This window comes from Actinomadura sp. WAC 06369 (genome assembly GCF_003947565.1).
Lineage (GTDB): Bacteria > Actinomycetota > Actinomycetes > Streptosporangiales > Streptosporangiaceae > Spirillospora > Spirillospora rifamycini.
In genome coordinates, this window is record NZ_QHJN01000041.1 from 40054 (window position 1) to 52367 (window position 12314).

Annotated in this window: 10 protein-coding genes; 3 read left to right on the top strand and 7 right to left on the bottom strand. The window is 74.3% G+C overall.

Annotated elements, in window-relative coordinates:
* Positions 1–6 precede the first annotated feature (6 nt).
* Entirely contained in the window at positions 7–1071 is a 1065-nt protein-coding gene (locus DMH08_RS13950) for an RNA ligase (ATP) (protein WP_125614450.1), read from the top strand.
* A gap of 28 nt (positions 1072–1099) precedes the next feature.
* On the opposite strand, the gene DMH08_RS13955 is transcribed toward DMH08_RS13950, so the two are convergent.
* A complete protein-coding gene (locus tag DMH08_RS13955) occupies positions 1100–1675 on the bottom strand; it encodes a PepSY domain-containing protein (protein WP_125614452.1) in 576 nt (191 codons plus the stop codon).
* A gap of 57 nt (positions 1676–1732) precedes the next feature.
* Between DMH08_RS13955 and DMH08_RS13960 the strand changes: the two genes are divergently transcribed.
* The gene (locus tag DMH08_RS13960; protein WP_125614455.1) at positions 1733–1951 is read left to right on the top strand and encodes a hypothetical protein; all 219 of its coding nucleotides are present in this window, start codon (positions 1733–1735) and stop codon (positions 1949–1951) included.
* A gap of 10 nt (positions 1952–1961) precedes the next feature.
* On the opposite strand, the gene DMH08_RS13965 is transcribed toward DMH08_RS13960, so the two are convergent.
* Both DMH08_RS13965 and DMH08_RS13970 read right to left on the bottom strand, forming a co-directional pair.
* Positions 1962–2702: an aminoglycoside adenylyltransferase family protein gene (locus tag DMH08_RS13965; RefSeq protein WP_125614458.1), complete on the bottom strand. Its 741-nt coding sequence runs from the start codon at positions 2700–2702 to the stop codon at positions 1962–1964.
* A 23-nt stretch (positions 2703–2725) separates the two neighbouring features.
* A complete protein-coding gene (locus DMH08_RS13970; RefSeq protein WP_199747781.1) occupies positions 2726–3688 on the bottom strand; it encodes a LysR family transcriptional regulator in 963 nt (320 codons plus the stop codon).
* Between the two features lie 100 nt (positions 3689–3788).
* Between DMH08_RS13970 and dnaE the strand changes: the two genes are divergently transcribed.
* A complete protein-coding gene (dnaE, locus tag DMH08_RS13975; RefSeq protein WP_034516464.1) occupies positions 3789–7364 on the top strand; it encodes a DNA polymerase III subunit alpha in 3576 nt (1191 codons plus the stop codon).
* On the opposite strand, the gene DMH08_RS13980 is transcribed toward dnaE, so the two are convergent.
* The 4 genes from DMH08_RS13980 to DMH08_RS13995 are packed head-to-tail and all read right to left on the bottom strand — an operon-like array spanning position 7351 to position 12155.
* Entirely contained in the window at positions 7351–7938 is a 588-nt protein-coding gene (locus tag DMH08_RS13980) for a DUF305 domain-containing protein (protein ID WP_125614461.1), read from the bottom strand. The genes dnaE and DMH08_RS13980 overlap by 14 nt on opposite strands.
* A gap of 16 nt (positions 7939–7954) precedes the next feature.
* Positions 7955–8806: a lytic polysaccharide monooxygenase auxiliary activity family 9 protein gene (locus tag DMH08_RS13985; RefSeq protein ID WP_125614464.1), complete on the bottom strand. Its 852-nt coding sequence runs from the start codon at positions 8804–8806 to the stop codon at positions 7955–7957.
* Positions 8807–8834: 28 nt separating this feature from the next.
* The gene (locus DMH08_RS13990; protein WP_125614467.1) at positions 8835–10586 is read right to left on the bottom strand and encodes a chitinase; all 1752 of its coding nucleotides are present in this window, start codon (positions 10584–10586) and stop codon (positions 8835–8837) included.
* Between the two features lie 9 nt (positions 10587–10595).
* Positions 10596–12155 (bottom strand): chitinase, encoded by a 1560-nt coding sequence (locus DMH08_RS13995; RefSeq protein WP_026400764.1) that lies wholly within the window; start codon positions 12153–12155, stop codon positions 10596–10598.
* Positions 12156–12314: the final 159 nt, after the last annotated feature.

Here is a 12314-nt window from a genome sequence, read left to right on the forward strand (position 1 = left end):
ATGCCGATGTCGACGCTGCGCGTGACGGCCGAACGGCTGACCGTCCTTCCGCACGACAACGCCGACGCACTGGAACTCGCGCAGGTGGGGCTGTACAGGGCGGTCGTGCAGAAGGGCCGGTACGCGACCGGCGACTGGGCCGTCTATATCCCCGAGGGGTCGGTGCTCCCGGACGAACTGATCGGCGAGCTCGGGCTCACCGGGAAGCTCGCCGGTTCGGTCCGGAACCGCGTGAAGGCGGTGCGGCTGCGCGGCGAGCTGTCGCAGGGCATCGTCTGCCGGCCGCGCGCCCTCGACGGGACGGACCTCGCCGCGGCCCACGCCGAGGGGCGGAACTTCGCCGACGAACTCGGCATCGTCAAGTGGGTGCCGCCGATCCCCGTGCACATGGCGGGCGAGGTGGTGCCCGCCCCCGACCTCATCCGCTGGATCGAGATCGAAGACGTCAAGCGGTACCCGACGATCTTCGAGCCTGGCGAGGCCGTCGTGGCGACGGAGAAGATCCACGGAACGGCGTGCCTGCTCACGCTCGCGGACGGCGAGCCGTTCGTGTCCTCGAAGGGGTTCGGCGGCAAGTCGCTGGCGCTCGTCCGCGACGGCGAGAACCTGTACTGGCGGACGCTCGAGGCGCACGGGGCCGTCGAGGCCGCGGCGAAGATCGCGGAGCGGTTCGGCGCGTCCCGGGTGGGCCTGTTCGGGGAGGTGTACGGCCGCCGCGTGCAGGACCTGCACTACGGCGCCGCCGAGCCCGGGTACGCGGCGTTCGACGTCGCGGTGGCGGGCGAGGACGGCGCGGTGCGCTGGCTCGACCCGGCGGAGCTGGCCGGGGTGCTGGCCGACGCGGGCCTGCCCGCCGCGCCCGTCCTGTACGAGGGCGGGTACGACGAGGCGCTGCTGATGGAGCTGGCGAGCGGGCGCGAGACGGTGTCGGGGAAGGCGGAGCACCTGCGGGAGGGACTGGTCGTGCGGCCCGCCGCGGGGCGCCGCAGCCCGGTGACCGGCGGGCGGGCGATCGCGAAGTTCGTCTCGCCCGGCTACCTCACCCGCAAGGGCGGCACGGAGTTCGAGTGAGCGGGCCCCCGGCGGCGCGCCGCCGGGGTCACCGCCGCAGCACGCGGCCGGTGCGGGCGTCGATCTCGACGGTGCGGCGGGCGCCGTCGGGGCCGACGGCGTCCCCCTCCCAGACGAGCGCGCCGCGCCGCTCGTCGAGCTCCAGCTCGGTGACGCGGGCGCCGGGGACCGTCGCGCGCATCGCGTCGGCGGCGTCCCGGTAGTCCAGCTTCGCGCGCCGGACGCGCCGCAGGTTCTCCTCCCGGTCGGCCCGGTCCTCCGGCTCGGGCTCGTCGCGGACGACCTCGGTGCCCGCGCCGTCCACGGTGAGCTCGCGCTCGGCGCCGTCCGGGGCGACGAGCCGCACCTCCCAGCCGTCGCCCTCGCGTTCCACGGAGGTCAGCACGGTGCCCGGGGCGGCCTTCAGCGCGGTCGCGGCCGCCCGGTCGAGGGCGCCGCTGGCGGGGGTGGTGACGGGCAGGGGCGTGGTGCCGGGCGCGGTGAGGGTCTCCGCGGTGCCGGACGCGCCGGGGGCGTCCGGGCCGTCCGGGCCGTCCCCGCCGCAGGCCCCCAGGGCGAGCGTCGCGGCGAGCAGCGCGGCCGGTGCCGCGGCGGGTCCTCTCACGACCGCCCTCTACCCCGCGACCACGGTCCGTACGCGGGCGGGTGCGGTCGGGCAGGGTTGCCGGAGATCGCGGCGGCGGTCCCGGACGTGTGCGTGGTCGTGGCGGGGGAGGGCGACCGGGCGGGCGTCCGCCGGATCGCCGCGCGCGCCGGACTGAGCGCGCGCGTCCGCACCCTGGGCTTCGCCGTGCACGCCGTGCTCGTCACCGGCCTGGCCGCGGGCGCGCTGCGCCTGCTCGCCCGGCGGCTCCGCCTCCGCGGCGCGGCGGGCGCATGACGTGGGGGACCTAGGGCGACACCCGGCCGATCTCGGCGGCGACGAACTCGGCGTGCGGGCGCAGCCGGGCGCGCAGGTCGTCCCAGCGCTCGTCCTCCTCGCCCAGGTAGACCGCGCGCGCCCGGTCCAGGACGGGGCGGTGCTCCGCGGGCAGCCGGGGCAGCGCCCACGCGGCCGCCGCGTCCTTCGGCATGATCTCCCCGGTGGCGGCCGTCGCCCACACGCGCGCCAGCGTCAGGACGACGTTGCGGGCGTCGCCGTCGAGCTCGCCGAGCAGCCCGGGGACGCTCCCGGTGATCGCCCGGACGACGTCCGCGTGCGGCACCGGGGCGAACACCCGGGACGGCGGCGGGCCGAACAGCGGCGCGTCCCCGGCCAGCGCCATCGTGATCAGCGGCGCCAGGTCGGGGCTCGGCTCCGGCGCCGGGACCGCGCCGCGCTCGTACTCGTCCCGCAGCCACTCGCCGTACTGGAACTCGCACACCGGCGGGTACCGCCACGGCCGGACGGCCGTCTCCACGACCACCGTCAGCTCCACCGGCCGCGCGGCGCCCCCGGAGACCGGCAGCAGCCCCGCGACCAGCGCCCGCCGCTCCGCCCGCGCCGCGGGCCGCCGGACGACCGCCAGGACGTCCACGTCGCTGTGCGGCCGCAGCCCGCCGAGCACGGCCGATCCGTGCAGGTACGCGCCGACGAGGTCGGCGCCGAAAACGTCGTGCAGGAGTTCCAGAACGAGGTCCGTCTGTTCCATCGCCACCATGCTGACACAGCCGATCATGAGGGCGGGACGGAGAAGGCGGCGCGGTCGGGCTCCGGCAGCCACTCGCGGCCGGGCCGGAACGGGCGGAAGCCCTCGCGGGCGAACGCGAGCAGCGGCGGCAGCACCGGGTGCCGGTTCCGCGGGTGCCACAGCAGCGACCACGGGTACACCGGGGCGGGGTCGACGACCGGGAGCTGCACGACGCCGGGATGCCACGGCACGCGGATCTTCTCGCCGACGCCGAACGTGATCAGCTCCCGGGACGCGGCGGTCCGCTCCACCATGGCGTCCAGCCCGAAGTCGGGACCGGACGTGTCGATGCGCACGCCGAACTCGGCGGTGAGGGCGCGGTAGAAGTCGGCCCACTCGGTGTCGGCCCGCGCGGCGCCCGGGACCCACAGCGGCGGGCCGACCAGCTCCGCGATCGGCACCCGGTCGCGCGCGGCGAGCGGGTGCCCGCGCCCGACCAGGACGTGGATCGGCTCCAGCAGGACGGGCCGCGCCTCGACGCCGCCGAGGTCCCCGACCGCGCGGCCGAAGAACGCGTCGAGCGTCCCGCGGGCGAGCGCGGGCAGCGCGCCCGCCAGCCCGCCGGACCGCAGGATCTCGATGCCCACGTCCGGCACGGTCTCGTGGAACGCCCGGACGATCTCGACGGGGGCGAGCCGCGTCCCGAGCACGTCCACCCGCAGCGCCCGGTGCCGGCTGCGCACCAGCTCCACCGCCCGGTCGGCGAGCGCGAGCACCGCGCGGGCGTGCACGAGGAAGGACGCGCCGTCGTCGGTCGGCTCGGCGCCGTTCGGCGTGCGGCGCAGCAGGGCCGTGCCGAGGTCGGACTCCAGCCTGGCGATCCGCTTCGACACCGCCTGCTGGCTGATGCCGAGCCGGGCGGCCGCGTCGCCGAAGTACCGGTCGTCCGCGACGGCCACGAAGGCGCGCACCGCGCCGAGGTCCAGGTCCACGAGCTCCTCCGACAACCGTTGGGTGTGATCGCCGCGCGTGTCGATTGTTGGACGGGCGACTCTACCAGCGGGTCGAATGTCGGCGGCGGGGAATCGTCGACAACCGGGAGGCGTAGTGGGCGGGGGAAGGGCAGCGGACTCGTTCGTCCATCTGCACGTGCACACCGAGTACTCGATGCTGGACGGCGCCGCGAAGGTCGGGCCGCTGATGGACGAGGTCGCGCGGCAGGGGATGCCCGCGGTCGCGATGAGCGACCACGGCAACGTACACGGCGCCTACGAGTTCTTCCATGCCGCGAACCGCGCCGGGGTGAAGCCGGTCATCGGCATCGAGGCGTACGTGGCGCCCGCGTCCCGGCACCACCGGGCGCCCGTGTTCTGGAGCGACGACCCGTCCCTGCGGAAGTCGGACGAGACGACCGGCGCGGGCGGCGACGTATCCGGGCGCGGCCTCTACACGCACATGACGATGTGGGCGGTGGACGCGGACGGCCTGCGGAACCTGTTCCGCCTGCAGTCCCGCGCCTGGCTGGAGGGGCACGTCCAGAAGTATCCGCGGATGGACGCGGAACTGCTCGCCGAGCACGCGGCGGGCATCGTCGCCACCACCGGCTGCCCGTCCGGCGAGGTGCAGACGCGGCTGCGGCTCGGCCAGTACGCGGAGGCGGTCGAGGCCGCCGCCCGGTACCGGGACGTGTTCGGCCCCGGGAACTACTTCCTCGAACTGATGGACCACGGCCTGCCGATCGAACGCCGCGTCCGCGAGGACCTGATCCGGCTCGGCCGCGAGCTGGACCTGCCGCCCCTCGCCACGAACGACTCCCACTACGTCACCGAGGACCAGGCCGAGGCGCACGACGCGCTGCTGTGCATCGGCACCGGCAAGCGGCTCGCCGACGAGAACCGCTTCCGGTTCGGCGGCAGCGGCTACTTCATCAAGCCCGCCGCCGAGATGCGCGCGATGTGGGACGCCGAAGTGCCCGGGGCCTGCGACAACACGCTCCGCGTCGCGGAACGCGTCGGCGACTACGGCGCGGTGTTCGCGCACCGCGACCTGATGCCGCGCTTCCCCGTCCCCGACGGCGAGACCGAGGCGTCCTGGCTGCGCGCCGAGACGCTCCGGGGCGCCCGCCGCCGCTTCGGCGACGACCCGCCGCGGGACGTCCTCGACCGCATCGACTACGAGCTGTCCGTCATCACCGACATGGGGTTCCCCGGGTACTTCCTCGTCGTCGCCGACATCTGCCGGTACGCCCGCGAGAACGGCATCGGCCTCGGCCCCGGCCGCGGCTCGGCGACCGGCTCGATGGTCGCGTACTGCGTCGGCATCACCGAGCTGGACCCGATCGAGCACCGGCTCATCTTCGAGCGGTTCCTCAACCCCGAGCGGATCACGATGCCGGACGTCGACCTCGACTTCGACGACCGCCGCCGCGAGGAGATGATCGACTACGTCACCCGCACGTACGGCGACGACCGGGTGTGCCAGATCGTCACGTTCGGCACCATCAAGGCGAAGGCGGCGGTGAAGGACGCCTGCCGCGTCCTCGGCTACCCGTACGCGCTCGGCGACCGCATCACCAAGGCGTTCCCGGCCGCCGAGGGCGGCAAGGAGATCCCGCTCGCCGCCATCCACGACGCGTCCCACCGGCGGCACGGCGAGGCCGCCGAACTGCGCCGGATGTACGCGGACGAACCGGACGTCAAGCGCGTCATCGACACGGCCGTCGGCGTCGAGGGCCTCACCCGCGGCACCGGCGTGCACGCCGCCGGGGTGATCCTGTCGTCCGAGCCGCTGCTCGACGTGCTGCCGCTCGTCCGCCCGAAGGCCGCCGGCCCGGTCGTCACCGGCTTCCCGTTCACGCAGGCCGAGGACATGGGCCTGCTCAAGATGGACTTCCTCGGCCTGCGCAACCTCACCGTCATCCACGACGCCGTCGCGGGCGTGAAGGCGAACCGGGGCCTGGACGTCGACGTCCGCACCGCGCCCCTCGACGACCCGAAGACCTACGCGCTGCTCGCCCGCGGCGACACCCTCGGCGTCTTCCAGCTCGACAGCGGCGGCATGCGCGTCCTGCTGCGGATGATGCGGCCGACGACGTTCACCGACATCGCCGCCGTCAACGCCCTCTACCGGCCCGGCCCGATGGAGATGGACGCCCACACCAACTACGCGCTCCGCAAGACGGGCCGCCAGAAGGTCGAGCCGATCCACCCGGAACTGGAGGAGGCGCTCGAACCGATCCTCGGCGACACCTACCACCTGGTCGTCTTCCAGGAGCAGGTGATGGCCATCGCGCAGCAGCTCGCCGGGTACTCGCTCGGCGCCGCCGACATGCTGCGCCGCGCCATGGGCAAGAAGAAGAAAGAAGTCCTGGACGCCGAGTGGGAGCGGTTCTCGTCCGGCATGCGGGAACGCGGCTACTCCGCCGAGGCGGTCAGGGCGGTGTGGGACGTCCTCGTCCCGTTCAGCGGCTACGGCTTCAACAAGTCGCACACCGCCGGGTACGGGCTCGTCTCCTACTGGACCGCCTACCTCAAGGCGAACTTCCCCGCCGAGTACATGGCCGCCCTGCTCAGCTCGGTCGGCGACGACAAGGACAAGACGGGCGTCTACCTGTCCGACTGCCGCCGCCTCGGCATCCGCGTCCTGCCGCCCGACGTCAACGAGAGCGTCCTCGACTTCGCCGCCGTCGGGGACGACGTCCGGTTCGGCCTCGGCGCCGTCCGCAACGTCGGCGCGGGCGTCGTCGACGCGATCGTCCGGACGCGCGCGGAGAAGGGCGCGTACACCTCGTTCGACGACTTCCTCGCCAAGGTGCCCGCGCAGGTCTGCAACAAGCGGGTGCTGGAGTCGCTCGCGAAGGCGGGCGCGTTCGACGGCCTCGGCCACCCCCGCAAGGGCCTCGTCGCGGTCCACGAGCAGGCCGCCGACGCCGTCGTGGACGTCAAGCGGCACGAGGCGCACGGCCAGGACGCCCTGTTCGGCGCGGCCGCCGGGCCCGGCGCGGGGGACGCCGCCCTCACCGTCCCGATCCCCGACGGCGAGTGGGACCGGGCGACGCTCCTCGCCCACGAGCGGGAGATGCTCGGCCTGTACGTGTCGAGCCACCCGCTGGACGGCACCGAGCCGATCCTCGAACGGCACCGCGACCGGACGATCGCCGAACTGCTCGCGTCCGGCCGGGCGGACGGGCGCGTCCGGCTCAGCGGCATCGTCTCCGGCCTCCAGCGCAAGGTCACCAAGCAGGGCAGCCCGTGGGCGATCGTCGCGCTGGAGGACCACGACGCGTCCGTCGAATGCCTGGTCTTCCCGAAGAGCTACATGTTGTACGGGGACGCCCTCGCCGAGGATCGCGTCGTGTCCGTGCGGGGAAGGATCAACCTGCGGGACGACACGGTCAGCGTGTACGCCGAGGAGGTGACCGTCCTGGACGTGACCGGACCCGGCGACGCCGAACCCCCCGTCGTCATCACGGTGGCGGAGGCGCGGGTGACGCCGCGGCTCGTCGGCGACCTGAAGCGGATCCTCCTCGCGCATCCGGGCGCCGCGCCGGTGCACCTGCTGCTCCGGCGCGGCGGCCCGGCGAGCGTCCTGTTCGACCTCGCCCCCTTCCGGGTCGCCCCGGACGCGGCCCTGTTCGGCGACGTGAAGTCGCTGCTCGGCCCCGGCTCGGTCACCCGCTCCTGACCGGGTGGCCGACCAGGACGAGCATCCGGTCGATCTGCGCCGACCGCGACCGCTCCACCCTCCCGGCCAGCTCCCGCGTCCACGGGTCCCGGCCGCGGTGCAGCTCCATGCGGGCGAGCTGGACGGCGTCGTCCTGGTGGGCGATCAGCAGGTTGAGGAACGCCCGTTCGAACCGGGTGGCCGGGAGCCGCTCCAGCGCCGCGAGCTCGGCGTCGGTCGTCTCCGGGACGACGCCGCCGTGCGCGTGGTGCGCGTCGGCGGGCGCCCGCAGCGGCCGCTCCCACCCGCGCAGCCGCGCCACGATCCGGCCGGCCTCGGCGCGCTGCGTCGTCTCGATCGCCGCGGCGAGCGTCCGCACCTCGGGCCGGACGGGACGCTCGCGGGCGAGCGCCGCCAGCTTCACCGCCTGCCCCTGGTGCGGCACCATCATCTGCAGGAACATCACGTCGGTCGAGTTGAAGCCCGCGCCGCCGCGGGTCGCGGCGGCGGGGCCGGCGGGCGGGCCGCCGGCCCCGCAGCGCGCGAACAGCAGCAGGCCGCAGGCCGCGAGCAGCGCGAGCGCGGCGTACTTCATCGCGTCGGTCCCGGCGTCAGGCGGCCCGCCACAGCGCGGGCGTCGCGTCCGGTTCCCACCCGGCGATGGCGGTGTGCGGCTGGAGGCACTCGTACGCCGTGCCCCCGTAGACGACGGTGTCGCCCGTGGCGTAGGACGTCCCGGCGGCCCACGTGCCGGACGGCGGGTCGGTCGGCGGGTCGGTCGGCGGGTCGGTCGGGGGATCGGTGGGCGGGTCGGTCGGGGTGGTGGACCCGCCGAAGTCCACGTCGGAGCAGGTGTAGAACGCCTCGTCGCTGTACTCCATCCGCTGCCAGATCGAGTAGACGAGGTGCCGGCCCGTCCGCTGCGGCAGGTCCAGCGTCCACTTCGTGTAGGTGGTCGGGTCGACGTCGTCGAACGTCCGCAGGTGCACCAGGTCGGACCAGCGCAGCGGCTGCGTCGGGTCCCAGCCGTCCCGGGTGATGTAGAACTCGAAGCGGCTGCCCCGGTGCGGCGCGGTCGCGTGGTAGGTGACCTCGAACGGGCCGGGCGCCACGCGCGTCGCGGGCCAGTCGGCGCGCTGCAGGTCGAGGCCCCGGTACTTCGCGCGCCCGGCACTGCACAGCTGCCCGTCCGGGATCATCTCGCGGTGCCGTCCGTCCACGGTGAGCAGCGACACCTCGTTCCAGTCGTAGAACGCCTGCGTGCCGCTCGCCGCGACCGCCGCCTTGCAGGCGTCCGAGTCGGGGGTCTCCGGCCCCTCGTTCTTGCAGACGTACACGCGGCTCGGCGGGTCCGACATCGTGCCGTGCGCGCTCGCCGGCGCCGCCGACGCGAGCACGACCGCGACCGACGCGGCCGGCAGGGTGACGGCCGCGAGCGCGGCCTTCGAGCGGGGGGATCGCATGGATCTCCTTCCGGGATCGGTGGACGGCCTACGGGAGCGAGTTCAGGAAGGGCTCGTGGGCGTTCATGAACTCCCAGCCGTAGTAGCGGTCCCAGTTGATGGACCACGTCATGAGGCCGCGCAGCGCCGGGGACGGCCCGCCGCGCAGCTCGTACGAACCGCACTGCTGCCCCTTGACCAGGCAGGTCAGCGCCTGCTGCACCTGCGCGGGCGGGGTGTGCCCGTTCCCCGCGCTGACGGCGGCGGGCACCCCGAACGCGATCTGCTCGGGCCGCAGCCCCGGGAACGTGCGTCCGGTGTTCGCGACGGGGAAGCCGGCCTTGAGCATGTCGGTCATCGCGATGTGGAAGTCGGCGCCGCCCATGGAGTGGTACTGACCGTCGAGCCCCATCACGGGCCCCGAGTTGTAGTCCTGGACGTGCAGGACCGTCAGCTCGTCGCGCAGCGCGTGGATCACCGGCAGGTACGCGCCCGTCCGGTTGTCGCCGGAACTCGTCCCGCCGTAGAACTGGTGCCCGACCTGGACGAAGAACGTCTCCGGCGCCATCGTCAGGACGAAGCCGTCGCCGTACCTCGCCGTCAGCTCCTCCAGCGCGGAGACGAGGTTGACGACCACCGGCGTCGTCGGGTTCCGGAAGTCGGCGTCGCCCCGGTCGAGGTAGAGCGAGTGCCCCTCGAAGTCGATGTCGAGGCCGTCCAGCCCGTACCGGTCGATGATCGCCGACACCGACCGGACGAACGCGTCCCGCGCGGCCGCCGTCGTGAGCTGCACCTGCCCGTTCTGGCCGCCGATCGACAGCAGCACCTTCGTCCCCCGCGCCTGCTTCGCCCGGACCGCCGCGGTGAACTCCTCCTCGCTCTCCACGTTCGGGCACTCGCCCGCCGGGCACCGCTCGAACCGGATGTCGCCGGACGTCGGCGTCGTCGGCTCCCCGAACGCGAGGTTCACGACGTCCCACGCGTCCGGGACGTCCGCCATCCGCACGTAGCCGGACCCGTTCGCGAAGCTCGCGTGCAGGTACCCGATGAGCGCGTGCTTCGGCAGGCCCACGTCCGCGCATCCCTCCGTCGTCCCGGTCGCGGTCGCCGACCGCGCCGACTCGCCCGCGTCGTTGTACGCGACCACCGCGTACGTGTGGGTGCTGCAGGCGTCCAGGCCGGTGAGCGTCGCGGACGTCCCGGTCGCGCTCGCCCGCACGTCCGCCCCCTCGTACACGCGGTAGCCGGCGGCGCCGTCGACGGCGTCCCAGGCCAGCGCGATCGAGCCGCCGGTGACGGCGCCGACCCGCGGCGCGCCCGGCGCGGCCGGGACGCCCGGGAGCGGGCCGCCCGGACCGTCCAGCTCGACGTCGTCCGCGCGGTAGGCCCCGGCCCCGTACCAGCCGTGCAGGTAGACCTCGGCCTCCGTCTGCCCGGGCCCGGTCGTGAACGAGACCGACAGCTTCGTGTACTCGGCCGCGGAGGGCGTCCACGTGTACGGGCCGCCGGCAACGCCCAGATGCACGTAGTCGCCGCGCACCCACGCCGACAGCGTGTACGCCGTTTCCGGCAGCACCCGCACCTTCTGCGCGCACCGCCCGTTGTCGCCCGCCGTCACGCCGCCCGCCAGCCCGGCCGCGCCCGTCCGCGCCGCACCGGCGGCCGCCGCGTCGCCCGAGCACGTCCAGCCGGCCAGCCCCTGCTCGAACCCGCCGTTCGCCAGGACGTTCGCGGCGCGCGCCGGCGGCGCCGCGACCAGCAGGCCCGCGACCAGTACGGCCGCGAAGAGAATGCTCCGCACGACGTCCCCCTACGGCAGCGTGTCGAGGTGGGCGCCGACCGTCCGGGCGAACCCGCCGCCGTTGGTGACGTCCCAGTTGATCGACCAGGTCATCGCGCCCCGGATGTCCGGGTACGTCCGCGCGGGCCGGAACGAGCCGCAGTTCGCGCCCCGGGCGAGGCAGTCGAGCGCGTCCGTCACCGCCGACGGCGCGACCACCCCGCCGCCCGCCGCGCCCGGCCCGGCGGGCAGCCCGAGCGCGACCTGGTCCGCGCGCAGCCCGTTCTCCAACTGGATGCAGGCCAGCGCCGTCATGAAGTCCACCGACCCCTGCGCGTACACGCCCTGGTCGCAGCCCAGCATCGAGCCCGAGTTGTAGTACTGCATGTGGACGACGGTCAGGATGTCCTTGATGGCGAGCGCGAGCTGGAAGTACGACCGGCCCGTCGACTGCATGTCGATCGTCTGCGGCGCCATCGTGATGATGAGGCCGGCGCCCGCCTTCGCGCGCAGCGCCCGCAGCGCCTGCGCCATGTACGTCGCGTTCAGCCCGTTCTCCAGGTCGATGTCGACGCCGTCGAACCCGTACTCGGTCATCACGCCGTACACCGAGTCCGCGAACAGCGCCGCCGCGGCCGCGCTGTCGACCCGCACCGTGCCCTTCTCGCCGCCGACCGACAGGATCACCTTCGTCCCCCGTGCCCGCAGCGCCGCGACGTCCGCCTTGAACTGCGCGTCCGTGTACCCCCCGACGGCCTGCGCCAGCCCCGGGTCGACCCCGAAGACCACCTCGCCGGCCCGCGCCGTGGCCTCACCGAACGCCACCGCCACGAGGTCGTACTCGTCCGGCGTCTCCGACAGCTTCAGCTCCCGCGCGGGGTTCTCGAAGTTGTGCCAGTAGCCGGTCAGGAAGTGCTTCGGCAGCGGCCCGGTCGCGCACCCCGCCGTCGTCCCGGTGACCTCGCTCCCGGCCGACTCGCCCGCGGCGCCGAACGCCTTGACGGTGAACGTGTGCGTGCTGCAGGGCTCGAGCCCGCCGACCGTCGCGGACGTCCCGGTCACGCTCGCCCGCACGTCCGTCCCCGCGTACACCCGGTACCCGTCGGGCGCCCCGGCGCTCGCCGTCCACGACAGCGTCAGCGAGGTGTCGGTGCGCCCGGTGACCTGCGGCGACCCCGGCGCCCCGAGTCCGCCGCCGGGCCCGCCCGTGCACGGGCTCCCGTTGACCGTGCAGTTCTCGGGGGCGCCCGGCCCGCTCCCGAGGAACCCGAACGCCACCGTCCCGCCCGGCGGGATCGCCGCGTTCCAGCCCCGGTCGGTGAACGTGTGGTGGTTCCCGTCCCTGGTCAGCGACGCGTCCCAGAACGAGCCGACGCTCGTCCCGGCGGGCAGGTCGAACTCGACCCGCCACCCGTCGATCGCGGTGGCGGACCCGTTCGTCAGGGTGAACCGGGCCTGCCAGCCCGATCCCCAGTCGGCGGTCTTCTCGAACGTCGCGGCCGGCGCGGCGGCGGCGGCCAGCGCGGGCGGCGGAACCAGCAGGACGAGCAGCAGCGCGGCGAGGGCGCCGACGAACGAACGCGTGCGCAAGAGACACTCCAAGGCGCGGATAGGGAGCTGACGGACGTTCCCCCGAACCCCGAAGCGATCGCGATCTATTAGGAAGGTTTCCTAATTGGTGGCACGTTAACCTCGACATCGTCCCCCGGCAACCCCCGTCTCCCGCACTCGCCGCGCTGCTGCTCGTCC